Annotated in this window: 22 protein-coding genes and 1 tRNA gene; 11 read left to right on the plus strand and 12 right to left on the minus strand. The window is 58.7% G+C overall.

Annotated features, from left to right (window positions below; all coding sequences use genetic code 11):
• Positions 1 to 52: 52 nt before the first annotated feature.
• Positions 53 to 748, minus strand: a complete 696-nt coding sequence (aqpZ, locus tag BM062_RS11830; RefSeq protein ID WP_092397026.1) for an aquaporin Z — start codon at positions 746 to 748, stop codon at positions 53 to 55.
• A gap of 376 nt (positions 749 to 1,124) precedes the next feature.
• On the opposite strand from aqpZ, the gene BM062_RS11835 reads away from it, so the two are divergent.
• The 10 genes from BM062_RS11835 (at position 1,125) to yacG (ending at position 11,830) form a co-directional block, all read left to right on the plus strand.
• The gene (locus BM062_RS11835) at positions 1,125 to 3,467 is read left to right on the plus strand and encodes a Tex family protein (RefSeq protein ID WP_092397028.1); all 2,343 of its coding nucleotides are present in this window, start codon (positions 1,125 to 1,127) and stop codon (positions 3,465 to 3,467) included.
• 202 nt (positions 3,468 to 3,669) lie between these two features.
• Positions 3,670 to 4,620, plus strand: coding sequence for an octaprenyl diphosphate synthase (gene ispB / locus BM062_RS11840; protein ID WP_092397181.1), 951 nt, complete (start codon positions 3,670 to 3,672; stop codon positions 4,618 to 4,620).
• Positions 4,621 to 4,700: 80 nt separating this feature from the next.
• Positions 4,701 to 4,777 (plus strand) — tRNA-Pro (locus BM062_RS11845).
• A 43-nt stretch (positions 4,778 to 4,820) separates the two neighbouring features.
• Positions 4,821 to 6,110 carry an HlyC/CorC family transporter gene (locus BM062_RS11850; protein ID WP_092397030.1) on the plus strand — a complete coding sequence of 430 codons (1,290 nt, stop codon included), beginning with the start codon at positions 4,821 to 4,823 and terminating at the stop codon, positions 6,108 to 6,110.
• Positions 6,111 to 6,233: 123 nt separating this feature from the next.
• Positions 6,234 to 7,958, plus strand: coding sequence for a type IV-A pilus assembly ATPase PilB (gene pilB, locus BM062_RS11855; RefSeq protein ID WP_092397032.1), 1,725 nt, complete (start codon positions 6,234 to 6,236; stop codon positions 7,956 to 7,958).
• A gap of 15 nt (positions 7,959 to 7,973) precedes the next feature.
• Complete coding sequence (locus BM062_RS11860; protein WP_092397034.1) at positions 7,974 to 9,206, plus strand: type II secretion system F family protein; 1,233 nt, start codon at positions 7,974 to 7,976, stop codon at positions 9,204 to 9,206.
• The gene (locus BM062_RS11865; RefSeq protein WP_092397036.1) at positions 9,206 to 10,072 is read left to right on the plus strand and encodes a prepilin peptidase; all 867 of its coding nucleotides are present in this window, start codon (positions 9,206 to 9,208) and stop codon (positions 10,070 to 10,072) included. The genes BM062_RS11860 and BM062_RS11865 overlap by 1 nt, the downstream gene beginning before the upstream one ends.
• 6 nt (positions 10,073 to 10,078) lie before the next feature.
• Positions 10,079 to 10,732: a dephospho-CoA kinase gene (gene coaE, locus BM062_RS11870; RefSeq protein WP_092397038.1), complete on the plus strand. Its 654-nt coding sequence runs from the start codon at positions 10,079 to 10,081 to the stop codon at positions 10,730 to 10,732.
• A 132-nt stretch (positions 10,733 to 10,864) separates the two neighbouring features.
• Complete coding sequence (zapD, locus tag BM062_RS11875; protein WP_092397040.1) at positions 10,865 to 11,620, plus strand: cell division protein ZapD; 756 nt, start codon at positions 10,865 to 10,867, stop codon at positions 11,618 to 11,620.
• 21 nt (positions 11,621 to 11,641) lie between these two features.
• Positions 11,642 to 11,830, plus strand: coding sequence for a DNA gyrase inhibitor YacG (yacG, locus tag BM062_RS11880; RefSeq protein WP_092397042.1), 189 nt, complete (start codon positions 11,642 to 11,644; stop codon positions 11,828 to 11,830).
• A gap of 21 nt (positions 11,831 to 11,851) precedes the next feature.
• Here yacG and mutT read toward each other — a convergent pair whose 3' ends face one another.
• The 5 genes from mutT to BM062_RS11905 all read right to left on the minus strand — a co-directional run bounded on the left by mutT (position 11,852) and on the right by BM062_RS11905 (position 18,661).
• A complete protein-coding gene (gene mutT / locus BM062_RS11885) occupies positions 11,852 to 12,265 on the minus strand; it encodes an 8-oxo-dGTP diphosphatase MutT (RefSeq protein ID WP_092397044.1) in 414 nt (137 codons plus the stop codon).
• Complete coding sequence (locus tag BM062_RS11890; RefSeq protein ID WP_092397046.1) at positions 12,262 to 13,137, minus strand: ATP-binding protein; 876 nt, start codon at positions 13,135 to 13,137, stop codon at positions 12,262 to 12,264. Before BM062_RS11890 ends, mutT begins: the two co-directional genes overlap by 4 nt.
• A 141-nt stretch (positions 13,138 to 13,278) precedes the next feature.
• Positions 13,279 to 14,517 (minus strand): bifunctional glutamate N-acetyltransferase/amino-acid acetyltransferase ArgJ, encoded by a 1,239-nt coding sequence (gene argJ, locus BM062_RS11895; protein WP_092397048.1) that lies wholly within the window; start codon positions 14,515 to 14,517, stop codon positions 13,279 to 13,281.
• A gap of 233 nt (positions 14,518 to 14,750) precedes the next feature.
• Entirely contained in the window at positions 14,751 to 17,510 is a 2,760-nt protein-coding gene (gene secA / locus BM062_RS11900) for a preprotein translocase subunit SecA (protein ID WP_092397050.1), read from the minus strand.
• 197 nt (positions 17,511 to 17,707) lie between these two features.
• Positions 17,708 to 18,661, minus strand: a complete 954-nt coding sequence (locus tag BM062_RS11905; protein ID WP_092397052.1) for a M23 family metallopeptidase — start codon at positions 18,659 to 18,661, stop codon at positions 17,708 to 17,710.
• 153 nt (positions 18,662 to 18,814) lie between these two features.
• Between BM062_RS11905 and BM062_RS11910 the strand changes: the two genes are divergently transcribed.
• The gene (locus tag BM062_RS11910) at positions 18,815 to 19,216 is read left to right on the plus strand and encodes a hypothetical protein (protein WP_254785045.1); all 402 of its coding nucleotides are present in this window, start codon (positions 18,815 to 18,817) and stop codon (positions 19,214 to 19,216) included.
• A 68-nt stretch (positions 19,217 to 19,284) separates the two neighbouring features.
• On the opposite strand, the gene lpxC is transcribed toward BM062_RS11910, so the two are convergent.
• The 6 genes from lpxC to BM062_RS11940 all read right to left on the minus strand — a co-directional run bounded on the left by lpxC (position 19,285) and on the right by BM062_RS11940 (position 25,469).
• Positions 19,285 to 20,220, minus strand: a complete 936-nt coding sequence (lpxC, locus tag BM062_RS11915; RefSeq protein WP_092397056.1) for a UDP-3-O-acyl-N-acetylglucosamine deacetylase — start codon at positions 20,218 to 20,220, stop codon at positions 19,285 to 19,287.
• Between the two features lie 142 nt (positions 20,221 to 20,362).
• Complete coding sequence (locus BM062_RS11920) at positions 20,363 to 20,869, minus strand: peroxiredoxin (RefSeq protein ID WP_092397058.1); 507 nt, start codon at positions 20,867 to 20,869, stop codon at positions 20,363 to 20,365.
• Positions 20,870 to 21,100: 231 nt separating this feature from the next.
• Positions 21,101 to 22,276: a cell division protein FtsZ gene (gene ftsZ / locus BM062_RS11925; protein WP_014007911.1), complete on the minus strand. Its 1,176-nt coding sequence runs from the start codon at positions 22,274 to 22,276 to the stop codon at positions 21,101 to 21,103.
• A 118-nt stretch (positions 22,277 to 22,394) separates the two neighbouring features.
• A complete protein-coding gene (ftsA, locus tag BM062_RS11930) occupies positions 22,395 to 23,627 on the minus strand; it encodes a cell division protein FtsA (protein ID WP_092397060.1) in 1,233 nt (410 codons plus the stop codon).
• A gap of 10 nt (positions 23,628 to 23,637) precedes the next feature.
• Complete coding sequence (locus BM062_RS11935; protein ID WP_092397062.1) at positions 23,638 to 24,405, minus strand: cell division protein FtsQ/DivIB; 768 nt, start codon at positions 24,403 to 24,405, stop codon at positions 23,638 to 23,640.
• Positions 24,406 to 24,482: 77 nt separating this feature from the next.
• On the minus strand, positions 24,483 to 25,469 hold the full coding sequence (locus BM062_RS11940) for a D-alanine--D-alanine ligase (protein WP_092397064.1): 987 nt from the start codon (positions 25,467 to 25,469) through the stop codon (positions 24,483 to 24,485).
• Positions 25,470 to 25,487 lie beyond the last annotated feature (18 nt).

Raw genomic sequence — 25,487 nt, forward strand, 5'->3', positions numbered from 1 at the left:
ACAAAAAACGCGGCATGCCGCGTTTTTTTTACATCCGTGCAGGATCAGGGCATTACTCTTTCTCGCCCCAGATTGCCGGATACACGATACCCGCGATCACTGCGCCGACCAGCGGCGCCAGCCAGAACAGCCACAGCTGCTGCAACGCCCAGCCGCCGACAAACAGCGCCTGGCTGGTGCTGCGCGCCGGATTGACCGACGTATTGGTGACCGGGATGCTGATCAGGTGGATCAGGGTCAGGCACAGGCCGATCGCGATCGGTGCAAAGCCGGCCGGCGCACGCTTGTCTGTCGCGCCCAGGATCACGATCAGGAAGATGAAGGTCATCACCACTTCCGAGATCAGGGCCGCATTCATCGAATACAGGCCGGGCGAATGGTCGCCATAGCCGTTGGCGGCGAAATTGCCGATCTCCGCGCCCGCCTTGCCGGTAGCAATCAGGTACAGCACGCCGGCAGCGATGATGCCTCCGACGACCTGGGCCACCCAGTAAGGCAGGATTTCACTCTTCGGGAAACGGCCGGCGGTAGCCAGTCCGAGCGTGACTGCCGGATTCAGGTGGCAGCCGGAAATGTGGCCGATGGCGAACGCCATCGTCAGCACGGTCAGGCCGAAAGCCAGGGCGACGCCATGAAAACCGATTCCGAGGCCCGGAAATCCTGCTGCCAGCACGGCGCTGCCGCAACCGCCCAGGACCAGCCAGAATGTGCCAAGGGCTTCCGCGCCCAGACGTTTAGAAAGATGCATATTTGACTCCCGAAGAAATACTACCGTGTGATTGATGAACGACGGGCTTTAAGTCTTTGCCCAATCGCATTCGGCCACAAGCATATTTGCTGGCTCATCGACAAACAAGAAAAAAATTATCATTTAACAATCTTTTTCATTTGCAACCATTTCCAGGCACCTGGCCAGACTTGCCCGGCAACGGTCTATGAAGCACGCCCGCAGGCAGGCGCCTTGACGGCGTAAATAATACCACCAGGAAACAAAGATATGGTGATATGACAAGCATTTCGGCTGAGCGGATTTTCAGGCCGGGTTCTTTTCCGGCTGTCAAGACTGGCGGAATTATCTGGATTGCGTATGATCCAACGCTTGATTTTCACTCTTAAGATTCCTCATGCTGCCTTCGATCGAACAACGTCTCGCCCTTGAACTTGCCGCCAAGCCGGCCCAGGTCGCTGCTGCCGTCGCCCTGCTGGACGAAGGCGCCACCGTGCCCTTTATCGCACGCTATCGCAAGGAAGCCACCGGCGGTCTCGACGACATCCAGCTGCGCTTGCTGGAAGAGCGCCTGCGCTACCTGCGCGAACTGGAAGTACGCCGCGGCGCGATCCTGGCCTCGATTGAAGAACAGGGGAAAATGACTCCCGCGCTGCTGCAGGCGATCTCCTTGGCGGAAGACAAGACCCGGCTTGAAGACCTGTACCTGCCGTACAAACTGAAACGCCGCACCAAGGCGCAGATCGCCGCGGAAGCCGGCTTGACTGAGCTGGCGGATGCATTGCTGGCGAATCCCGAATTGAACCCGGAGCAGGAAGCCGACAAATACCTGAAGCCGGCATTCAGCACCGACAATGGCGACAATCCTGGCGTCGCCGATGCCAAGGCTGCGCTCGACGGTGCGCGCCAGATCCTGATGGAACGTTTTTCGGAAGACGCCGCGCTGCTGCAGGCGCTGCGCGAATACCTGACAGAGCACGGCGTGGTCGAATCCAAGGTAGTGGAGGGCAAACAGGACACCGGCGAAAAATTCGCCGACTACTTCGATTATTCCGAAACCATCGGAACGATTCCGTCGCACCGGGCCCTGGCGCTGTTCCGCGGCCGCCGCGAGGAAATCCTGAATGTAGTGCTGCGCCTCGATACGGAAGAAGAAAAACCGAAATGGGACGCCCCGCACAATCCTTGCGAAGGACGCATCGCCGCCCGTTTCGGCATCAGCAACAAAAGCCGCAGCGCCGACAAATGGCTGAGCGACACGGTACGCTGGAGCTGGCGCGTCAAGGTCTTCATGCACCTGGAAACCGAGCTGATGACGAAGCTGCGCGAAACGGCGGAGGTCGAAGCGATCAACGTTTTCGCCCGCAACCTTAAAGCGCTGCTGCTGGCGGCGCCGGCCGGGCCGCGCGCCACCATGGGCCTCGACCCCGGCCTGCGCACCGGCGTCAAGGTGGCTGTGATCGACGCCACCGGCAAGGTGGTCGACACCACCGCGATTTACCCGCACCAGCCGCGCAACGACTGGGACGGCTCGCTGCACACGCTGGCGCAGCTGGCGGAGAAGCACAAGGTGTCGCTGATTTCGATCGGCAACGGCACCGCATCGCGTGAAACAGACAAGCTGGCGCAAGACCTGATCAAGCTGCGGCCGGAACTCAAGCTGACCAAGATCGTGGTGTCGGAAGCCGGCGCATCGGTGTATTCAGCTTCTGAATTCGCCTCGCGCGAATTGCCGGACATGGATGTCTCTTTACGCGGCGCGGTCTCGATTGCACGCCGCCTGCAAGACCCGCTGGCGGAACTGGTGAAGATCGATCCGAAGTCGATCGGCGTCGGCCAGTACCAGCATGACGTCGGCCAGACCCAGCTGGCGCGTTCGCTGGATGCGGTGGTGGAAGATTGCGTGAACGCGGTCGGCGTAGACGTCAACACTGCCTCGGCGCCGCTGCTGGCGCGTGTCTCCGGGCTCAACGCCAGCGTCGCCCAAAGCATCGTCACCTATCGCGACATGAAGGGCATGTTTACCTCGCGCGCCGGTCTGCGCGATGTGCCGCGCCTGGGTGACAAAACCTTCGAACAGGCCGCGGGTTTCCTGCGCATCATGAACAGCGACAATCCGCTGGACGGCTCCGCGGTGCATCCGGAATCCTATCCGCTGGTGGAAAAAATCCTGGCCGACATCAAGAAAGACGTCAAGGGCGTGATCGGCGACGACAAGCTGCTGAAATCGCTCAATCCAGCCAAATACGCCGATGAAAAATTCGGCGTGCCGACCATCGCCGACATCCTCAAGGAACTGGAAAAACCGGGACGCGATCCACGCCCGGAATTCACTACCGCGACGTTCAAGGACGGCGTCGAAGAAATCCGCGACCTGCGTCCCGACATGATCCTGGAAGGCGTGGTCACCAACGTGGCGGCGTTTGGCGCCTTTGTCGACATCGGCGTGCATCAGGATGGCCTGGTGCATATTTCGGCGCTCTCGAATACTTTCGTCAAGGATCCGCACAGCGTGGTCAAGGCTGGCCAGGTGGTCAAGGTGAAAGTGCTGGAAGTCGACGAAAAGCGCAAGCGCATTGCGCTGACCATGCGCCTGTCCGACAACGCCCCGGTCGCCGGCGCCAAGCCGGAGCAGCGCGCCGACCGCAACGACGCCAAGCGCCTGTCCCAGCAACGGCAAGCGGCGCCGGCGCCGGCCAGCAGCGCCATGGCCGCCGCCTTTGCAAAGTTAAAGGGATAACAATGTCCACCGAAACTGGACAGTGCCGTGCCGCGGTTATCGGGCGGGCACTGTCGGGCGGCGCCAATACCAGTTCGGGCCAAAGCCAATTTAGGGGCAACAGGCCCGAATCGTGGCTGTCATCGTATAATCACGGCACAATCGATTTCCAACAGGTTTTATTTTGTCAGCCGCTCCCAACACCTCATCCTCACAATTCATGATGTCCCCGATCGCGGCCGATATGGAAGCGGTCAATGCGGTGATTCGCCGGCAACTGCATTCCGAAGTGCCGCTGGTGAACCAGATTGCCGAATACATCATCAGCGCCGGCGGCAAGCGCCTGCGTCCGGTGCTGGTATTGCTGATGGCCCAGGCTTACGGCTATAGCGGCGAAAAACACCACGAGCTGGCGGCGGTGATCGAATTCATCCACACCGCGACCTTGCTGCACGACGACGTGGTCGACGAATCCTCCTTGCGGCGCGGGCGCCAGACCGCCAATGCCCTGTTCGGCAACGCCGCCTCGGTGCTGGTGGGCGACTTCCTGTATTCGCGCGCCTTCCAGATGATGGTGGCGGTCGACAATGCACGCGTGATGCAGATCGTCGCCGACGCCACCAACGTTATCGCTGAAGGCGAAGTGCTGCAATTGCTGAACATGCACAACCCGGACGTGTCCGAAGAAAACTACCTGCAGGTGATCCGCTCCAAGACCGCCAAGCTGTTTGAAGCGGCGGCCCAGCTGGGCGTCCTGATTGCGGGCGCCGGCGACGATGTGATCGACGCCGCGGGCGAATACGGCCGCTCGCTCGGCACCGCCTTCCAGCTGATTGACGATGTGCTGGATTATTCCGGCAACGCCAGCGATATCGGCAAGAATGTCGGCGACGACCTGCGTGAAGGCAAGCCGACCCTGCCCCTGATTTACCTGATGGAGCACGGCAGCGCCGAGCAGCGCGCGCTGGTGCGCAGCTGCATCGAAAACGGCGACGAACAGCATTTCGATGAAATCCTCGCCGCCATCACCAGCTCGGGCGCCCTGAACTACACCAGGCACGAAGCAGAAAAAGCGGCGCAGCGGGCAGCAGCGGCGATCTCCGGGTTGCCAAATAGTCAGTTCAAGGATTCTTTGCTACAATTATCTGCGTTCGCGGTGGATAGGAACCACTAAGGACTCAACACGGGGACTGTTGCTTCGCCATGGTGCGAACCTCAGCCCCAAAACCTGTCCAAATCATTGGACAGCTAGATCGGGGTGTAGCTTAGCCTGGTAGAGCGCTACGTTCGGGACGTAGAGGCCGGAGGTTCGAATCCTCTCACCCCGACCATACAACACATTGGTTTATTAACTTTTCACTTTACGGTGACCCTTTGGATGCCGTGCCCATATGGGTGCAGATACTTGCACTAGTCGTACTTATTTTCCTGTCGGCTTTTTTTGCAATGGCGGAAACCGCCCTGGTCGCCGCCAACAAGCATCGCCTGCGCCACCTGGCCAAGCGCGGCAGCAAGTCCGCCGCCACGACGCTTTGGCTGCTGGAACGGACCGATAAGCTGCTGTCGCTGATCCTGATCGTCAACACCCTGGTCAACGCCTTGGCTACTGCCTTGGTGACGGCGATTGCCATTACGACATTCGGCAATCACCAGAAAGTGATCACCATCGCGACCGCCGCGGTCGCCTTCCTCCTGATCGTATTCGCCGAAATCACGCCGAAAGTGATAGGCGCAACCTATCCCGAGCGCATTGCCCTGCCGACCAGTTTCGTGCTCAAGCCACTGATGACATTGGCCAAGCCGCTGATCTGGTTCGTCAACCTGTTCGTGTCTTCGATCCTCAAGGTGCTGCATATCAAAACCGGCAAGCACGCGCTGGAACAACGGGTATCACCGGAAGAACTGCGCTCCATCGTGCTCGAAGGCGGCAATTTCATGCCGCAAAAACACAAAAGCATCTTGCTGAACCTGTTCGACCTGGAAAAAATTTCGGTGGAAGACGTCATGACGCCGCGGGCGCAAGTCGAGGCGCTAAACTTGTCGGCCTCGGTGGACGACATAAAACACCAGCTGACCACTTGCTATCACAACAAGCTGCCTGTGTACGAAGGTGAAATCAACCAAATCGTCGGCATTTTGCATGTGCGCAAGGCGATGGCCTTGCTGAACCAGGAGGCGGAACTGACCGTGGAGCATTTCCGCCAGCTGCTCACTACGCCCTATTTTGTGCCGGAAGACACCGACGTTTTCACACAGCTCCAATATTTCCAGGAAAACCATGAACGGCTCGGCATCATCGTCGACGAATACGGCGAAGTGCAGGGCCTGGTTACCCTGGAAGACATCATCGAAGAAATGATTGGTGAATTCACTACGTCCAAGCCGGGCGCGGCCCGCGCCGACAGCTTTTCCTGGAATCCGCAAGGCCAGTGCCTGCTGGAGGGTGCGACAACCCTGCGCGATATCAACAAGCGCCTCGGCTTGAGTTTCCCGCTCGACGGTCCGAAGACCTTGAACGGCTTGCTGCTGGAATGGCTGCAGGACATCCCTGACAACAATGTCAGCCTGAAAATTGCCGGATGCATCATAGAAATCGTGCAGGTGCAAAACCAGGCAATCAAGGTTGCCAAATTGATGCGGCCGAATAAACTACAAGAACACTGAAAGAACTGCCCAACGGCAACTTTTACGACACATTTCTTCACAAATCCTTTACAAGTGAGTTTCCCGTAGGGCATCATTGGTCGGTTCGAATGGTTCGGCACATCTTTTGGTATTGACCCCCCTATGGCAGCAGTATTTCCCAACGCAAATTCCACCAGTCCGATCTCCGGACTTGCCCGCGCATTGCTGCAAGCCGGACGTCTTTCCGTGCCACAGCTCGAGGCCCTGCACAAGAAAGCCAGCGACAGCCAAACGCCGTTTATCTCAGCCTTGCTGGAAAGCGGCCATCTGGATGCGCGTTCGCTCGCCCTGTTTTGCGCCGAGACCTTTGGTTACCCGCAGCTGGACCTGAGCGTGCTCAATCTCGGCATGCTGCCGGAAAAGGCCATCGACGCCAAGCTGATGGAAAGCCATGCGGTGCTGGCGCTGGCCAAGCGTGGCAACAAGATCTATGTCGCCCTGTCCGACCCGACCAATATCCAGGCGCTCGACCAGATCAAGTTCCAGACCGAACTGACGGTGGAACCTATCATCGTCGAGCATCCGATCCTGCTCAAGCAGATCCAGAAACTGGTCAAATCGGCAGAGCAGAGCCTGAGCGAGATGGTCGGCGACGAACAGGAAATCAATTTCGTCGAAGAAGATGCAGTAGCTGTCGCCGATGCGGCGGCCACCGATATCGACGATGCGCCGGTAGTCCGGTTTTTGCAGAAAATACTGACTGACGCCATCAACCAGGGCGCGTCCGATCTGCATTTCGAACCGTTTGAAAAATTCTACCGCATCCGTTTCCGTGTCGACGGCGTCTTGCGCGACATGGCGCAGCCGCCGCTGTCGATCAAGGAAAAACTGGCGTCCCGCATCAAGGTCATCTCCAAGCTGGATATCTCGGAAAAACGGGTGCCGCAAGATGGCCGCATGCGGCTGGTGGTGTCGAAGACCCGCGCGATCGATTTCCGGGTCAGCACCTTGCCGACCTTGTTCGGCGAAAAGATCGTGATGCGTATCCTGGACCCGAGCCAGGCCCAGATGGGGATTGATGCGCTGGGCTACGACCCGGACCAGAAAGAAATCCTGATGGAGGCGATCCAGCGTCCCTACGGCATGGTGCTGGTGACCGGGCCGACCGGTTCCGGCAAAACCGTATCGCTGTATACCTGCCTGAACATCCTGAACCAGCCTGGCATCAACATTTCCACCGCTGAAGATCCCGCCGAAATCAATTTGCCCGGGGTGAACCAGGTCAACATCAACGACCGTGCCGGACTGACTTTCCCGGTGGCGCTGAAGGCATTCTTGCGGCAGGATCCTGACATCATCATGGTCGGTGAAATCCGCGACCTGGAAACTGCCGATATCTCGATCAAGGCTGCGCAAACCGGGCACATGGTGTTTTCCACGCTGCATACCAACGATGCGCCGTCGACGCTGACGCGCCTGATGAACATGGGTGTGCCGGCCTTCAATATCGCTTCGTCGGTGATCCTGATCACTGCGCAACGGCTGGCGCGCCGCCTGTGCAACTGCAAGCAGCCGATCACGGTCCAGGAGGAAGCCTTGCTTGAAGCGGGGTTCACCGAAGACGATCTTGACGGCACCTGGATGCCGTACAAGCCGGTCGGTTGCGAACGCTGCAACGGCACCGGTTACAAGGGACGGGTCGGCATCTACCAGATCATGCCGATTACCGAAGAAATAGAACGGATTATCCTGGCGCACGGCACGGCGCTGGAAATCGAAGCGCAGGCAAAGCGCGAGGGCGTCAAGACCCTGCGCTTATCGGGATTGATGAAGGTTAAACAAGGGTTGACCAGCCTCGAAGAAGTGCTTGGCTGCACCAATATCTAATTAGGGGAATAGTTCATGGCAACTGCAGCACGCAGCGCCGCAAGCGCACGTCAGGTCAAGGAGTGGGTGTATCTCTGGGAGGGCAGGGATAAAAAGGGCAAGATGGTGCGCGGCGAGCTGCGCGCCGGCAGCGAGACGGTGGTCAACGTCACCATGCGGCGCCAGGGAATCCTGGTCACCAAGGTCAAAAAGAAGACCTTCCGCAGCGGGAAGAAGATTTCCGACAAGGATATCTCGCTGTTTACCCGTCAGCTGGCCACCATGATGAAGGCCGGCGTGCCCTTGCTGCAGTCGTTCGACATCGTGGCCAAAGGCCATGCCAATCCATCGGTATCAAAGCTGGTCAATGATATCCGCGGCGACGTTGAAACCGGCACCAGCCTGAGCCAAGCGTTCCGCAAATTTCCGCTGTATTTCGACCCGCTGTTCTGTAATCTGGTCGGTGCCGGCGAGCAGGCTGGTATTCTTGAAGACTTGCTGGAACGACTTGCAATCTACAAGGAAAAAACCCTTGCGATCAAAAGCAAGATTAAATCTGCCATGTTCTATCCTGTGTCGATTCTGGCGGTAGCTTTTATCGTTACAGCCGTCATCATGATTTGGGTGGTACCGGCATTCAAGCAGGTATTCTCAAGTTTCGGTGCCGACTTGCCCGGCCCAACCTTGGTGGTAATGGCAATGTCGGATTTTATGGTGTCTAACTGGTATATCATCTTCCCCACCATATTCGCCGGCTTATACCTGTTCTTCCAGTCCTGGAGACGTTCGCTCAAAGTGCAGCGCTTCATGGATCAGTTATTGCTGAAAGCGCCGATTTTCGGCCCGGTTATACGCAAAGCCACGATCGCACGCTGGACCCGCACTTTGGCAACCATGTTTGCCGCCGGAGTGCCATTGGTCGAGTCGCTTGACTCCGTAGGCGGAGCATCCGGCAATGCGGTCTACATGGACGCCACCAAGAAAATTCAAGGGGAAGTCAGCACCGGTACAAGTTTGACCGCGGCAATGGAAAACGCCAATGTATTCCCGAACATGGTCACACAAATGGTGTCGATCGGCGAAGAATCGGGTTCGCTGGACAACATGCTGGGTAAAGTCGCCGATTTCTATGAAGCTGAAGTGGACGATGCAGTGGCTTCCTTGTCCAGCCTGATGGAACCACTGATCATGGTGATCCTGGGCGTGCTGATCGGCGGTCTGGTGATCGCCATGTACCTGCCAATTTTCAAACTGGGTTCGGTGGTCTGATGCAAGACGGGATTTTTTTCCTGGCGGCGGGGAGCCTGCTCCCCACCGTCCTGGCAGCTGTTTTTGGTTTGTTGATCGGCAGTTTCTTGAATGTAGTGATTCACAGGCTGCCGATCATGATGCAGCGTGAATCGGACAATTATGTCGCCCATGAAAGCGGCAAGCCGCTGCCGCATACCGAGCGCTACAACCTGGTGGTGCCGCGCTCGGCCTGCACGCAATGCAAACATCAGATCGGCGCGCTGGAGAATGTGCCGATACTGAGTTACCTGGCCTTGCGCGGCAAATGCGCCGTCTGCAAAACCCCCATCTCGATACGCTATCCCCTGGTCGAAGCATTGACCGGAGCGCTGTCGGCCCTGCTCATCTGGCACTTCGGCAGCGGCTGGGTCGGCCTGTCGACCCTGGTCTTTGTCTATCTGCTGATTGCGATGACGTTTATCGATGCCGATACCCAGTTGCTGCCGGACGACCTGACCTTGCCCCTGCTCTGGATCGGCCTGCTGCTGAACCTGTCCGGCCTGTTCGTGCCCTTGCACGACGCCGTCATCGGCGCCGCAGCCGGTTACCTGAGCCTGTGGGCGATCTACTGGGCGTTCAAGCTGCTGACCGGCAAGGAAGGCATGGGCTACGGCGATTTCAAGCTGCTGGCGGCGCTCGGCGCCTGGCTGGGCTGGAAGATGCTGCCCATCATTATCTTGTTTTCATCGCTGGTGGGCGCCGTGGTCGGGATCATATTGATCGTTTTTGCCCGCCGCGGACGCGACAAACCTATCCCCTTCGGCCCCTACCTGGCCGCGGCTGGCCTGCTGGCCCTGCTCTATGGACAGACAATTCTGGAAACTTATTTCGGTTTTGCTACCTAACGTCGTATGAACCAGCACGATGCGGCTAACCACGACCAGCCGTCGCAAGCCAAACCCAGATTCAGCGTCGGCCTGACCGGCGGGATCGGCAGCGGCAAAAGCACCGTCGCCGACATGTTTGCCGCGCGCGGCGCCGCTGTCATCGACACAGATGTCATCGCCCACCAGCTGACTGCGGCGGACGGCGCCGCCATTGCACCGATTGCCGCCGAATTCGGCAGCACCTTCATCGATGCCGACGGCGTCATGGACAGAGCCAAGATGCGCGCCCATGTTTTTTCGGACCCGCTGGCGAAACAGCGCCTGGAAGCGATCCTGCATCCTTTGATCCGGGCCGAAACCGCCCGCGCGGCGGAAAACGCCGAAGGGCCGTACCTGATTTTCGTGGTGCCGCTACTGGTTGAATCCGGCAACTGGCGAGAACGGGTGCAGCGCATACTGACGGTGGATTGCGACGAACAGGTCCAGCTGGAACGCGTGATGCGGCGCAACGCGATGACCCTGCCGCAAGTGCAAGCCATCATGGCGACCCAGGCCTCCAGGCAGCAACGCCTGCAGGCCGCCGACGATGTAATCGTCAATGATAGCGGGCCTGCGGCGCTATTGCCGCAAGTGACGCGCCTACACGCGTTATATCAAGCATTGAGCCGATCGCTATAATGGTATAAAGCTTTATATATATCAGGCAGGAAACCTGCCGCCCAACGTCGAAAACAGAGGGGCATTTGTAATTTCTGTTCGCATCGTTCAGAATCATGTCTTATCCGGCTCAAATTTTTAAGGGATGTCACTTTGATCGTCTACGAATATCCTTTCAACGAGCGCATTCGCACCCTGTTGCGGCTGGAAGACCTGCATGAAAGATTCGGCTTTTTCGTGCAGCAGGAAAGTCCGTTGCAACACCATATCGCGCTATCCACCATTTTCGAGATGCTGGAGGTTGCCGGACGCGCTGATTTGAAGTCGGATTTGCTGCAAGAACTGGAACGACAAAAACAAACCCTGCTCGGCTTTAAATCCAATCCCAACGTTGCGCCCGACATGCTGGACGCCATCCTGCAGGAAATCGACAGGATCAGCACCGCGCTGATGGCGACCCAAGGCAAAACCGGCCAGCATATCCGCGAGAATGAGTGGCTGATGAGCATACGCGGCCGCACCATCATTCCCGGCGGCGCCTGTGAATTCGACTTGCCTTCTTACTACGCCTGGCAGCAACACCCCGCCGAACAGCGGTTTGCCGACATCATCGGCTGGTTCGCGCCGCTGGCACCATTGTTCGACGCTATCAGCATCGTATTGCGATTGCTGCGAGAAACCGGAAGTTCAGTGAAGATAGATGCACAAAACGGCAGTTACCAGCAAATGCTGCAAGGTAAATCTTACCAGATGCTGCGCCTGATCATTGATGAGCGGCTCGCGGCCATCCCTGAGATATCGGCCAACAAGTACATGCTGTGGGTACGTTTTACCACCCAGGGCGGCGATCTGAAGCCGAAAGCCTATGAAGGCGATGTACCGTTCGAGCTGACCCTTTGCAATTTTTAAATGCTTTTTGAATAGATTTGTATGACTACTACCGTCGATTGCCCGACTTGCGGCACAAAAGTTGAATGGATTGCCGCCAACCGGTTCAGGCCGTTTTGCTCGGAGCGTTGCAAGCAGATCGACCTGGGCGCCTGGGCTGAAGAGAAATATGCGATCCCGGCAGTCAATCCGGCGGATGAAATTGACGATGACGGCAAGCTGCCGCAATAGTCGCCGATTTCACCGGTCAGCTTAAACGCTTTCCTGCCGCAATTCGTCCAGCCATTCAATCAAGGGAATCGCCGCCGGCAGCAAAGGCTCGACGTCGACACTGCCCTGCCATGAGAATGCCTGCCCTTCCAGGCTTTGCGGTTCGCCGCGCCATTCGCGGCTGATGTAGAAATGCAGCCGTACGTGCGCATGGGCATATTGATGCTCGATCCCGCACCAAGGCTCGGCCGAAGCGATCTCGACCCCCAGCTCTTCCAGCAGTTCACGTTTGAGCGCGTCGAAAATCGACTCGCCCGACTCTACCTTCCCTCCCGGGAACTCCCAGTAACCGGCCATCGGCTTGCCCGCCGGCCTTTGGCCCAGCAGTACGTCGCCGTTAGGCTTCATCAGGATGCCGACGGCTACATTGACCGGTTCCCGCCCAAGAAGACTCATGGAGGCGTCATCCGGCCGGCGTAATCGCGGGCGAACTGCCATGCCACCCGACCCGAACGCGAAGCCCGCTGCAGTGCCCAGCGCAAGGCATCGCCGCGCGCCTCGGCAATCTGCTCCGCGTTGCAGCCGAAATGGCTGAGCCAGTGGCCGACGATATCGAGGTAATCGTCTTGCTTGAACGGATAAAACGACACCCACAGTCCAAAACGCTCTGAAAGTGAAATCTTTTCTTCGACGGTTTCCCCCGGATGCAAATCGCCGTCCTCGGTGGTTTTGTAGCTGGCGTTATCGGACATCCGCTCCGGCAGCAAATGACGCCGGTTGGAGGTGGCATAAATCAGCACATTGTCCGACTGTGCGGCGATGCTGCCGTCGAGCGCCACTTTGAGCGCCTTGTAGCCGCTCTCGCCCTCTTCGAACGAGAGGTCGTCGCAAAAAATGATGAAGCGCTCCGGGCGCTCTGCCACCAGGTCGACTATATCGGGCAACGCCGCCAAATCGTCCTTATCTACCTCGATCAGGCGCAAACCCTGGGAGGCATACTGGTTCAGGCAAGCTTTGATCAAGGACGACTTGCCGGTGCCGCGGGCGCCGGTCAACAGCACGTTGTTGGCCGGCCGGCCATCGACGAATTGACGCGTGTTCTGGTCGATCTGCTGCTTCTGCACTTCGATATTGTGCAAATCCGATAGCGCAATATCGGAGATATGGCCCACCGCCTGCAGGTAACCGCCAGCCCCGCCGCCCCGATGGCGCCAGCGGAAAGCGGTGGCCGCCTGCCAGTCGGGAGCCGCCTTGGCTTGCGGCAGGATGGATTCAAGCCGCGCCAGCAGGGCTTCGGCACGGGTCAGGAATTGATCTAGTTGAGTCATGGCTGGTTTGGAGACAAATGGGATTTCATCCATTCTGACGCAAAGCAAAACGCTGCTGGGTGAATATTATTTGTCGGAGCAAATGCGCCGCCTTGGCCGGCAACCGGCCTTGGACGGCATTTTTCCCGGAAAACTATCCGCTCAAGAACGGTAGTCGGCATTGATCGATACGTAATCGTGCGACAAGTCGCAAGTCCAGATAGTCGCCTCGGCGTCGCCGCGCGCCAGCTGCACCCGCACCGTGATCTCGCTTTGTTTCATGATGCGCTGGCCGTCGGCTTCCTGGTATTCAGGATTGCGGCCGCCGTTTTTGGCAACCAGCACGTCATCCAGGTACAGGTCCAGCTTGCTGACATCCAGGTCGTCGACGCCGGCATAGCCAATCGCCGCCAGGATCCGGCCCAGGTTCGGGTCGGAAGCGAAGAAGGCCGTCTTGACCAGCGGCGAGTGCGCGATCGAATAAGCGATCTTGCGGCATTCGGCAACGCTCTGCCCTTGCTCCACGGTGACCGTGATGAACTTGGTGGCGCCTTCGCCGTCGCGGATGATCATTTGCGCCAGGTGCTGCGAGATATCGGTAACGGCAGCAGCCAGTTCGGCATATTCCGGGCTGTCGACACTGCCGACTTCCAGCTCGCCGGCGCCGGTGGCGATCAGCATGAACGAGTCGTTGGTCGAGGTATCGCCGTCGATGGTGATGCAGTTGAACGAACGGTCGGCAGCCTGGCGCACCATTTTTTCCAGCACCGGCTGCGCCACTTTCGCGTCGATCGCCAGGAAACCGAGCATGGTCGCCATGTTCGGCTTGATCATGCCGGCGCCCTTGCTGATGCCGGACAGCGTCACCTTCTTGCCGGCGATAACCAGGCTGCGCGAAGCGGCTTTCGGCTGGGTATCGGTGGTCATGATGGACTCGGCGGCATTGAACCAGTTGTCGCCTTGCAGATTCTGTATCGCCTGCGGCAGGCCGGCAGTGACGCGCTCCACCGGCAGCGGCTCCAGGATCACGCCAGTCGAGAACGGCAGGATCTGCGCAGCGTGGCAGCCCAGCAGCTCCGCCAGCGCATCGCAAGTAGCGTTGGCTGCCGCCAGGCCGGCTTCGCCGGTACCGGCGTTGGCGTTGCCGGTATTGATCAGCAGCGCGCGGATAGGCTCGCCGGAAATCTCGGCAGCGGCCAGGTGCGCTTTGCTCACCTGCACCGGAGCGGCGCAAAAGCGGTTTTGCGTGAACACCCCGGCTACCGTCGCCGTCGGCGCCAGTTTCATCACCAGCAAATCCTTGCGATTCGCTTTGCGCACGCCGGCTTCGGCGTGACCAAGCTCGATGCCGGCCACTGGCAACAGGTCGGCGGCGACAGGAATGGGGGAATTGACGGCCATGAGAATCCTTAACTAGGTAGAGATGTTGGCGGCGCTGGTTTGCCGAGATTAATGGGTGTTGGGTGTCGGATCGCCCGGTCCAGCGGACCGGCAGGTAATCCAGGTGCCTATTTTAAGGGGTATTAATGGGTAATGCGGAGGCCGTGTGTACATCTGCGGCAACAAAAGCAAAGGGCGGGTTTCCCCGCCCTGCTTTAACTGCTGCCTGCCATTGTGCTGCCTGCCATTGGCGTTTACATCAATTGGCCGTGGCACTGCTTGTATTTCTTGCCGCTGCCGCAAGGGCACGGGTCGTTGCGGCCGACCTTCGGCACGCTGCTGCCCGGCTGCTGCGATTCGTCGCTATGCGCGGTGGGCGCCAGCAAGGCCTCCGGCGCCGCGCTCGGATCGAAGTCGGCGTGCTGGTAGTGCACGTTTTCCACGTGAGACTGCGCCATTTCCTCTTCAGCCGCGGCAATTTCCTCGCGGTTCTCGATACGCACCGTCATCACTACCTTGACCACTTCGTTCTTGATCAGGTCCAGCATCTGGCCAAACAGCTCGAAGGCTTCACGCTTGTATTCCTGCTTCGGATTCTTTTGTGCGTAGCCGCGCAGGTGAATCCCCTGGCGCAGATGATCGAGCGCCGCCAGGTGTTCGCGCCAGTGGCTGTCGACGCTTTGCAGCATGACGCTGCGCTCGAAGCCTGCGAACGACTCCTTGCCGACGATTTCAGTCTTGGCGTCATAGGAAGCGTTGGCAGCAGCAAGCACACGTTCCAGCAACTGCTCATCGGTCAGGTTGGGTTCGGACTTCAGCATCTCGCCAAGCGGCACTTCCAGATGCAGGTCGTTGGCCAGGGCTGTTTCCAGCGCCGGGATATCCCATTGTTCTTCGAGCGACTCTTCCGGCACATGGGTACGGAAAGTGTCGTCCAGCACGCCTTCGCGCAGCGACGCCACTGTCTCGGAAACGCCTTGCGATTCCAGCAACTCGTTACGCTGCTGATAGATCACCTTGCGCTGGTCGTTGGCGACATCGTCGTATTCCAGCAGCTGCTTGCGGATATCGAAGTTGCGCGCCTCTACCTTGCGCTGGGCCGATTCGATCGAGCGCGAAACGATGCCAGCCTCGATCGGCTCGCCTTCCGGCATTTTCAGCCGGTCCATGATGGCGCGCACGCGGTCGCCGGCGAAAATGCGCAGCAAGGCGTCGTCCAGCGACAGGTAGAAACGCGAGGAACCCGGATCGCCCTGGCGCGCTGCGCGGCCGCGCAGCTGGTTATCCACCCGGCGCGACTCATGCCGCTCGGTGCCGACGATATGCAAGCCGCCCGCATTGACCACGTGGTCATGCAGCGATTGCCACTCGTCGCGCAGCTTGTCGGAGCGTAGTTGTTTTTCCGTGTCGCCGAGCGCGTCGTCGGCTTCAATGAACTGGATCTGTTTCTCGACATTCCCGCCCAATACGATGTCGGTGCCGCGCCCGGCCATGTTGGTGGCGATAGTGATTGCTTGCGGACGGCCTGCCTGGGCGATGATTTCCGCTTCCCTAGCATGCTGCTTGGCGTTCAGCACGTTGTGCGGCAGCTTGGCCTTGGTCAGGATCCCGGACAGCAATTCCGAGTTTTCGATCGAGGTGGTGCCCACCAGCACCGGTTGCCCGCGCTCGTAGCAATCCTGGATATCCTTCAGCATCGCATTGTATTTTTCCTGCGAAGTCTTGTAGACCTGGTCCTGCCGGTCCTTGCGCTGGTTCGGCCGGTTTTGCGGAATCACCACGGTTTCCAGGCCGTAGATTTCCTGGAATTCGTAGGCTTCGGTATCGGCAGTGCCGGTCATGCCGGCCAGCTTGCCGTACATGCGGAAATAATTCTGGAACGTGATCGAAGCCAGGGTCTGGTTCTCGTTCTGGATCTTGACGCCTTCCTTGGCTTCCACCGCCTGGTGCAAGCCGTCCGACCAGCGGCGGCCGGTCATCATGCGGCCGGTGAATTCGTCGACGATGACGATTTCGCCGTTTTGCACGACGTAATGCTGGTCCTTGAAGTACAGCGAGTGCGCGCGCAATGCCGCGTACAGGTGATGGATCAGGCTGATGTTGGCCGCGTCGTACAGCGACGCGCCTTCTGCCAGCAGGCCCATGTTGGTCAGGATCTGCTCGGCTTTTTCGTGGCCGGCTTCGGTCAGCAGGACCTGGTGCGCTTTTTCATCCTTGGTGTAATCGCCAGGGACTTCAACCTTGCCCTTGCCGTCCGGCGTTTCTTCGCCGATCTGCTGGGTCAGCAGCGGCGGCACTTCATTGATCTTGTAATACAGGTCGGTATGGTTTTCAGCCTGGCCGGAAATGATCAGCGGCGTCCGCGCTTCATCGATCAGGATCGAATCGACTTCATCGACGATGGCGAAGTTCAAGGTGCGCTGCACGCGGTCAGCGGCGTCGTACACCATGTTGTCGCGCAGGTAATCGAAACCGAATTCGTTGTTGGTGCCGTAAGTAATGTCGGCAGCGTAAGCCACTTGCTTGGCGTCATGCTCTACCGACGACAGGTTGACCCCGGTCGTCAGGCCCAGCCAGCCGTACAGGCGCCCCATCCATTCGGCATCGCGCTGCGCCAGGTAGTCATTGACGGTCACCACGTGCACGCCCTTGCCGGACAGCGCATTCAGGTAGGCCGGCAATGTCGCCATCAGCGTCTTGCCCTCGCCGGTGCCCATTTCAGCAATTTTCCCGTAATGCAGCACCATGCCGCCGATCAGCTGCACATCGAAATGGCGCATTTTCAAGACGCGCTTGCCGGCTTCGCGGCAAACGGCAAAAGCTTCCGGCAGCAAGGCATCAAGCTTTTCGCCGCCGGCAATGCGCTGCTTCAGCTCCGGCGTTTTCGCCTGCAGCTCAGCATCGGACAGTTTTTCGAACGCCGGTTCAAGTGCATTAATTTGTCGGACGACTTTTTTATATTGCTTAAGCAGGCGCTGGTTGCGGCTACCGAAAATCTGGGTCAGTAATGACATGCTTGGATTCTAAAAAAAGCGCCGGCGGCATTCCGCGGCATCTTGTGGATGACCCCGAAACCGGGCTGTGGCTAAATAATCGGAGAATTTTATCATGCAGTCCCCGACACATTGGGGTTATGCGCCAGGAAACAATAGCAAGTTGCGCAAATTGTGCCCGCTTCCAGCCTATCCTGCTTGCATTACAACAACATCCATTACTTCCCTGCCAATGTTGCCATTTTCGCCAAGTCGGTGCCGGCATTCAGGAACTTGCGCGGATCCTGCGCCACGCCCTTGATCCTTACCTCGAAATGCAGGTGCGGCCCGGTCGAACGTCCGGTGGTGCCGATATCGGCAATGTGCTGGCCGCGCTGCACGATGTCGCCCACTTTGACCAGCAGCCTTGATGCATGCGCATAACGGGTGATGATGTCGTTGCCGTGGTCGATATCAAGCATATTGCCGTATTGCGGATGATATTCGGCGGCAATCACTACGCCCGCGGCGGCGGCGACTATATTGGTGCCGACCGAGGCCGGGAAATCCAATCCCTCATGAAATGCGCTACGGCCGGTAAAAGGATCGAGCCGCCAGCCGAAACTCGAGGAATTGTAGTTGACGTTGACCGGCTGGTTGGTTGGCAACAGCTTGGACTTGATCCGGTCGCTCATCAGCACGGTTTCGACCACGTTCAGGTAGTCGGTGCGATAACCGACGTCGCGCGACATGGCGTCCAGCGCCTGCTGGAATTCGCTCATGCTCATGTCGTGCGAGCGCCTGTCGTACAGGCTGCTCGATTCAGCGCCGCCGCGTCCCGGCGCTTCCTTGAAATTGAATTCTTCCGGCTTGACCCCCGCCAAGCCCTGGACCCGCTCCCCCAAGGCATCCAGGCGCATCAGCTGCGCCTGCATTTCACCGAGCTTGATGGCCATCGCCGCCAGGTTCTCCTTCAGGTACTTGTCTTTATCCTGCACCCCGGCTACGGAGTTGCCAGGCGCCTTGCCGGCAAACGGCAGGCCAACCGCGTAACGGGCCGTGAGGAAATACAATAGTCCGGTCGCCAGCAATACCGCCAGCAAGAAACCGGCAATCATCAGGATGATGTGCTTGGCGCCTAGGGTGATGGATTTTGCGCGATTAAAACGCGGGTGCAACAGAATTACCTGCATTGCAGCTCCGGTGACGCCCTGAGCGGGTCACAGGTGTGATATGGTTTCACCATCATGCGTAGACTCTCACCTTCTTCTTACCGGCCAGCGACAACGGGTTCCAGGCCTCAAACTCAAAAAGCCGTTGCCGATTTTTTACGGGGGAATGACAAGATGGCGGCTTTGCTGCCCGCTGTCACACGCATGGCGGCATTGCAAAAACAATGCGCCGCCGAATTGCCTGCCATGTTCAGTACCTGCGAGGTATTGCAATGCGAAGCCGGGCAGCTGGTACTGTCGGCGCCCAACGCGGCCTTGGCCAGCAAATTGAAGCAGCAACTGCCACGCCTGCAAAGCCAATTGCTGGCAGGAAATTGGCAGATTAATGCAATCCGAATCAAAGTGCAAGTAAGCCAAAACCTAATGAAAGCGCCTGCTGTCAAGCAGGCATTACTTTCATCCAAAGCTGTTTCGGCATTCTCTTCATTGATGGAAGAACTGGAGCCATCGGCTGCAAACGAAGCGCTGAAAAATGCTATCGCCGCGATGGTCAGGCGCTATAGCGACAAGAAATAAGCCGCCACAGTAAAGAAAAACGCCATCTTGCAAAAATGGCATTATACATAAGCACTTAATTCAAACGCTTAATTCAAAGCCCATTCCTGCCCGACCTGGCGCTGATAGGCGCCAGGAGCCTCGGCCAGTTCATCGAAACTGACTACCTCATAGGCATCCGGCTGCGCCAACAGCGCGCGCAGCAGCTGGTTGTTCAAGCCATGGCCCGACTTGTGGGCGGTGTAGCTGGCGAGGAGCGGATGGCCGATCAGGTACAGGTCGCCGATGGCGTCCAGGATCTTGTGGCGGACAAATTCGTTTTCGTAGCGCAAGCCGTCGCTGTTGAGGATGCGGTACTCATCCATCACGATCGCGTTTTCCAGCGAACCGCCGCGCGCCAGCCCCAGCCCGCGCATGGTTTCCACATCTTGCATGAAGCCGAAAGTGCGGGCGCGCGCCACTTCCTTCACATACGACTGGATGCTGAAATCGACTTCCGCAGTCTGGCCGGTGCCATCCACCGCAGGGTGATTGAATTCGATAAAGAATTTCAGTTTGAAACCGTTGCACGGATCCAGCCGCGCCCATTTTTCGCGCTCGCCCTGGCCTTCACGCACTTCGACGGATTTTTTGATGCGGACAAATTTCTTGGCGGCGTTTTGTTCTTCCAGCCCGGCTTGCTGCAGCAGGAACACAAATGACGACGCCGAGCCGTCCATGATCGGGATTTCCTCGGCCGTCACATCGACATACAGGTTATCGATGCCCAGTCCCGAGCAGGCTGACATCAAATGCTCGATGGTCGAGACGCGCACGCCATCCTTGACCAGCACCGAGGCCATGCGGGTATCGCCGACTTCGGTGGCCTTGGCCGGGAAGTCGACAGCAGGGTCAATATCGACACGGCGGAAAATGATGCCGGTGTCCACGGCCGCCGGGCGCAAGGTCAGCTCGACTTTGGTGCCGGAATGGACGCCAATGCCTGTCGTCTTGACAATTTTTTTGATGGTGCGTTGTTTCAACATGATGACATTATAAGTCTGACTGATAATTATTCTGTAGCGATGTGTAATCACTGTGGGGTAAAAAACACGGCCAGGCGTTTTTGCGCGCGCACACAAAAGCGGCGCCTTGGGGCGCCGCCTTGTTGATCAAAATTACCAGCTGTTACGCCAGTTGCGCCAGCAGGGTTTCTGCATTGGACACTTCGAACTTGCCGCCCTGCTCCACGTTCAGCTGCTTGATCACGCCATCTTCGACCAGCGCCGAGAAGCGCTGCGAGCGCATGCCCATGCCGAACTTGCCGAAGTCGGCATCCAGGCCCAGCGCCTTGACGAAATCGGCGTTGCCGTCAGCCAGCAAGCGCACGATGCCGGTGGCTTTCTGGTCACGGCCCCAGGCGCCCATGACGAACGCATCGTTGACGGAAATCGCCCAGATTTCATCGACGCCCTTGGCCTTGAATTCTGCCGCGTGCTGGATGTAGCCCGGCAAATGCTTGGCGGAGCAGGTTGGCGTGAAAGCGCCCGGCACTGCGAACAAGGCGATTTTCTTGCCCTTCGCCAGCTCGCTCACATTGAACGTATTTGGTCCGAGCGCGCAGCCTTCGGTCTCGGTTTCGATGAATTCTGCTAATTTGCCTTCCGGCAGGCTATCGCCGATCTTGATGGTCATGATTAAGTCCTTGTCTGGATGAAGAAGCCTCTAAAAACGCAGCACGGAACTGGGTCACGCGCCGGACTTTCAGAGGAACTGGGAGTTAGCGGATGTTACAAAAGAAAACGCCGCGCCTGTCGACGCGGCGTGGAACCCGCAGTATGCCTTGTTCCGCAAATTCATGCAGAAGGCCCGCGATGATAGCGGGTATCAGCACCCGCCATCATTATTGCTCAGGACAGCCTGGACTCAGTCGGCCTGCTTGCGCAGGAAAGCCGGAATGTCGTAGGTTTCCATGCCGTTCTTTTCCAAAGCCCGCACCGTGTCGGAAGCCGACTCGCGACGCCATACCGCCGGCGCCTTCATGCCTTCGAACGAAGAGCTGCCGTGTCCCACCGAAGCCTGGCCATGCATCATCGGCTCATTGTGGGTGCCGGTACGCATCATCGGCGCCTGCACCAGCTGCACTGCCTTGCGTGCACGGCCCAGGCCGGTCGCCACCACGGTGACGCGGATATCGTCGCCCATGGTTTCGTCGTAGGCAATGCCTTGGGCAATCGAAGCATCCGGCGCCGCAAACGCACGCACGGTCGCCATCACTTCCTTGATTTCCTTACCCTTCAGGCTGCGGCTGGCGGTAACGTTGACCAGCACGCCACGGGCGCCGGACAGGTCGATGCCGTCCAGCAGCGGCGAGGCGACTGCCTGCTCCGCCGCCAGGCGCGCGCGGTCGACGCCGGATGCCGTGGCGGTTCCCATCATGGCCTTGCCTTGTTCGCCCATGATGGTCTTGACGTCGTTGAAGTCGACGTTGATGTGGCCAGGCACATTGATGATTTCGGCGATCCCGGCAACAGCATTGTTGAGGACGTCGTCGGCGTGCTGCAGCCATTCCATCATGCTGTCGTCTTCATAAATCTCTTCGAGCTTTTCGTTGAGGATGATGATCAGCGAATCGACATGCTGGGACAGGGCTTCCAGGCCTTCATCGGCGATGTCCATGCACTTCTGGCCTTCATATGAAAACGGTTTGGACACCACCGCCACCGTCAGCGCGCCCAGTTCCTTGGCGATCTGCGCCACCACCGGCGCCGCGCCGGTGCCGGTGCCGCCGCCCATGCCGGCGGCGATGAACACCATGTGCGCGCCGCGCAATGCGTCTTCAATCCGGCCGCGCGATTCCTCGGCCAGCTGACGCCCCACCGACGGCTTCATGCCCGCGCCCAGGCCGGTCTCGCCGATCTGGATCACGTTGTGCGCCTTCGACTGCTTAAGCGCCTGCGCATCGGTGTTGGCAGCGATGAACTCCACTCCTGACACACCCTTGTTGATCATATGTTGGACCGCGTTGCCGCCGGCGCCACCGACGCCGACAACTTTAATCACGGTGCCCAAAGTTGCATTGTCAAGCATATCGATTTCCATGATATTTCCTCATAAAGATGCAGCATCCAGTCAATAGGCATCACGCTGTGTGAGGCCTAGCAACTGACAACTGCGTGTTGCACAAACAACGTTAAAAACAAATCTCGTATTAAAGTTCTTAAAAATTACCCAGGAACCATTCCTTCATGCGCTGCCAGATCGCCTTCGCAGAACCTTCCTGGCGCGTCACGATGTAGCCGCGCAGGTATTGCTTCTTCGCTTCCAGCAGCAAACCCAGCACCGTCGAATAACGCGGGCTGCGCACCACATCGGCCAGCTGGCCGCGATAATCCGGCGTTCCCAGGCGCGCAGGCTTGAGGAAAATATCCTCCGCCAGTTCGATCATGCCGGGCATCATCGCGGAGCCGCCGGTCAGCACTACTCCGCTCGACAGCACCTCTTCGTAACCCGACTCGCGGACCACCTGGTGCACCAGCGCAAACAGCTCTTCGACGCGCGGTTCGATCACCGCCGCCAGCGCCTGGCGCGACAGGGTGCGCGGATTGCGGTCGCCCAGGCCGGGCACTTCCAGCGTCTCGCCCGGATCGGCCAGGATCTGCTTGGCCACGCCATAGCGCAACTTGATTTCTTCCGCCTCGTTGGTCGGCGTCCGCAGCGCCATCGCGATGTCGTTGGTAATCTGGTCGCCGGCAATCGGGATCACCGCGGTATGCCGGATCGCGCCTTCGGTGAACACCGCTACGTCGGTGGTGCCGCCGCCGATATCGACCAGCACCACGCCCAGCTCTTTCTCGTCCGAGGTCAACACCGCATCGGCCGAGGCCAGCGGCTGCAAGGTCAGGTCCGATACTTCCAGCCCGCAGCGCCGGATGCACTTGACGATGTTCTGCACCGCCGATACCGCTCCGGTGACGATGTGCACCTTGACTTCCAGTCGGATGCCGCTCATGCCGATTGGTTCACGCACATCTTCCTGGCTGTCGACAATAAATTCCTGCGGCACGGTATGCAGCAATTGCTGGTCGGTAGGAATGTTGACCGCCTTGGCCGTTTCTATAACGCGCGAGACGTCGGCCGCGCTGACTTCCTTGTCCTTGATCGCCACCATGCCGCTGGAATTGAAGCTGCGGATATGGCTGCCAGCGATCCCGGTGTACACGTTGCGGATCTTGCAGTCGGCCATCAGCTCCGCTTCTTCCAGTGCGCGCTGGATGGATTCGACGGTGGCTTCGATGTTCACCACCACGCCCTTTTTCAGCCCCTTGGACTCAGCCTGGCCCAGGCCGATGACTTCATGGCGCCCGTCGGACAATACCTCGGCTACCACGGCCACCACTTTGGAGGTGCCGATGTCGAGACCGACGATCAAGTTTTTTGCGTCTTTTGTCATAGTGTTTCGCTTATTTTTTCTTGCTTCCCAATCCGGCCGACAAACCGCTCGCCTTCAGCGCCAAGCCATTCGGATACCGCATATCCACACTCTCGATCCGGTTCTGCAAACGCGACAGCAGTTGCGGATAAATCTGCACCAGTCGTTCCACACGGTCTTTCAGCGTGTTCTTGTTTTGCTCACGCCCCAACTCCACCGTCATGCCGTTGTCCAGTTTTACGGTCCACGCATAACGACTCGATAAATCCACCTCTACCGGGTTCAGCTTCAACGGCGCAAACCAGGCACGAAAATCCGCCAGGCGCGCCGTCACATCTTTTTCACTGCCTTTCGGACCAGACAAGCGCAGCAGCTCGCCATCCTCTTCCGCCTCGTCCAGGTTGGCGGTAAACAAATCGCCATACACCGACAGCAAGCGGCCGTCGTCGTCCCAGGTCGCCAGCGGCTGGTGCTCTTCCACCGTCACGATCAGCGTGTTCGGCCATTCCCGCTGCACCGCCGCCTTGCGCACCCAGGGCACCGATTCGAACGCGCTGCGCACCGTATCCAGGTTGGCGGTGAAAAAATTGCCCTTGATGCGAGGCAGCGCGCTGGCGCGGACGATCAATGGATTGACACGCCGCAGTTCGCTCTGCCCAGCACCCTCGATCCGGATCGTCTTCAGCGTGAACATGGGACGCTGCGCCAGCCACCAGACGCCAGACGCCAGCAATGCGAGCGCAGCCAGTCCCAGCAAGGTGCCGGAGATTGCGTTCAACATTTTGATGTCTTGCCACATGGTTATCGACTTTATCGCTTGGATCGTTAAGGTTTTCTATTAAGGTTTTCTATTCACGCTTTCTGCATTCCGCCGGATCAGTCCGGTTTCCAGTCTTCCGACGGCTTCAGGTCCAGCGAAGCCGACTTCAGTATTTCAACGCACAGGTCTTCGTAGCTGACGCCGTCCGCCTTGGCCGCCATCGGCACCAGCGAATGGCCGGTCATGCCTGGCGAGGTATTGATCTCCAGCAGGAACGGCTCGTTATCGGACGAGCGCAGCATGAAATCGACCCGCGCCCATCCTTCGCATCCGATCGCGTTGAAGGCCTGTACCGCCAGCGACTGTATGCGCTGGGCCAATGCCTCATCCAGCGGCGCCGGACACAGGTACTTGGTGTCGTCGGTAAAATATTTATGCTGATAATCGTAATTGCCTTCCGGCGCGCGGATCTCGACGATAGGCAAAGCCCGCGCATTGCGGCCGGCGCCCAGCACCGGCACCGTCAATTCACGGCCGGCGATGAATTCTTCCGCCAGCACTTTTTCATCGAACTTGGCGCACAAGGCAAAACCTTCGTTCATGTCGGAATAACCGACGACCTTGCTGATGCCGATGGTCGATCCTTCATGCGGCGCTTTCAGCATCAGCGGCAAGCCCAGCACGTCCGGCACCTGGCGCAGTTCTTCGCGGGTCGCGCTGTGCGCATCCAGCACGATGAAGCGCGGCGTCGGCAATCCCATGCTTTGCCAGATGCGCTTGGTCATGACCTTGTCCATCGCGATCGCCGACGCCATCACGCCCGGCCCGGTGTAAGGAATGCCGAGCTGCTCCAGCGCGCCTTGCAACGTCCCGTCTTCGCCATAGCGGCCGTGCAGGGCGATAAACACGCGGTCGAACTTTTCCGCCGCCAGTTCCGCCAGGCTGCGCTGTGCCGGATCGAAAGGATGGGCATCGACGCCGCGGCTTTTCAGCGCCTGCAGCACGCCTGCTCCAGACATGTTGGAGACTTCGCGCTCGGCCGAACGTCCGCCGAACAGCACGCCGACTTTTCCGAATTGATTGGTCACCATTTTTTTGCTCATTTGTATCTCAATATTTGG

It is taken from the genome of Collimonas sp. OK412 (assembly GCF_900112135.1).
Classification (GTDB): domain Bacteria; phylum Pseudomonadota; class Gammaproteobacteria; order Burkholderiales; family Burkholderiaceae_D; genus Collimonas; species Collimonas rhizosphaerae.

What these genes read in the sequence shown, in the direction of transcription:
- BM062_RS11860 (WP_092397034.1), top strand. Translation starts at nt 7,974, where the DNA reads ATGGCAACTGCAGCACGCAGCGCCGCAAGCGCACGTCAGGTCAAGGAG.
- aqpZ (WP_092397026.1), bottom strand. Translation starts at nt 748, where the DNA reads ATGCATCTTTCTAAACGTCTGGGCGCGGAAGCCCTTGGCACATTCTGG.
- BM062_RS11865 (WP_092397036.1), top strand. Translation starts at nt 9,206, where the DNA reads ATGCAAGACGGGATTTTTTTCCTGGCGGCGGGGAGCCTGCTCCCCACC.
- BM062_RS11835 (WP_092397028.1), top strand. Translation starts at nt 1,125, where the DNA reads ATGCTGCCTTCGATCGAACAACGTCTCGCCCTTGAACTTGCCGCCAAG.
- coaE (WP_092397038.1), top strand. Translation starts at nt 10,079, where the DNA reads ATGAACCAGCACGATGCGGCTAACCACGACCAGCCGTCGCAAGCCAAA.
- lpxC (WP_092397056.1), bottom strand. Translation starts at nt 20,220, where the DNA reads ATGTTGAAACAACGCACCATCAAAAAAATTGTCAAGACGACAGGCATT.
- ftsA (WP_092397060.1), bottom strand. Translation starts at nt 23,627, where the DNA reads ATGACAAAAGACGCAAAAAACTTGATCGTCGGTCTCGACATCGGCACC.
- pilB (WP_092397032.1), top strand. Translation starts at nt 6,234, where the DNA reads ATGGCAGCAGTATTTCCCAACGCAAATTCCACCAGTCCGATCTCCGGA.
- yacG (WP_092397042.1), top strand. Translation starts at nt 11,642, where the DNA reads ATGACTACTACCGTCGATTGCCCGACTTGCGGCACAAAAGTTGAATGG.
- mutT (WP_092397044.1), bottom strand. Translation starts at nt 12,265, where the DNA reads ATGAGTCTTCTTGGGCGGGAACCGGTCAATGTAGCCGTCGGCATCCTG.
- BM062_RS11935 (WP_092397062.1), bottom strand. Translation starts at nt 24,405, where the DNA reads ATGTGGCAAGACATCAAAATGTTGAACGCAATCTCCGGCACCTTGCTG.
- BM062_RS11910 (WP_254785045.1), top strand. Translation starts at nt 18,815, where the DNA reads ATGGCGGCTTTGCTGCCCGCTGTCACACGCATGGCGGCATTGCAAAAA.
- BM062_RS11905 (WP_092397052.1), bottom strand. Translation starts at nt 18,661, where the DNA reads ATGCAGGTAATTCTGTTGCACCCGCGTTTTAATCGCGCAAAATCCATC.
- BM062_RS11920 (WP_092397058.1), bottom strand. Translation starts at nt 20,869, where the DNA reads ATGACCATCAAGATCGGCGATAGCCTGCCGGAAGGCAAATTAGCAGAA.
- ispB (WP_092397181.1), top strand. Translation starts at nt 3,670, where the DNA reads ATGTCCCCGATCGCGGCCGATATGGAAGCGGTCAATGCGGTGATTCGC.
- argJ (WP_092397048.1), bottom strand. Translation starts at nt 14,517, where the DNA reads ATGGCCGTCAATTCCCCCATTCCTGTCGCCGCCGACCTGTTGCCAGTG.
- BM062_RS11890 (WP_092397046.1), bottom strand. Translation starts at nt 13,137, where the DNA reads ATGACTCAACTAGATCAATTCCTGACCCGTGCCGAAGCCCTGCTGGCG.
- BM062_RS11940 (WP_092397064.1), bottom strand. Translation starts at nt 25,469, where the DNA reads ATGAGCAAAAAAATGGTGACCAATCAATTCGGAAAAGTCGGCGTGCTG.
- secA (WP_092397050.1), bottom strand. Translation starts at nt 17,510, where the DNA reads ATGTCATTACTGACCCAGATTTTCGGTAGCCGCAACCAGCGCCTGCTT.
- ftsZ (WP_014007911.1), bottom strand. Translation starts at nt 22,276, where the DNA reads ATGGAAATCGATATGCTTGACAATGCAACTTTGGGCACCGTGATTAAA.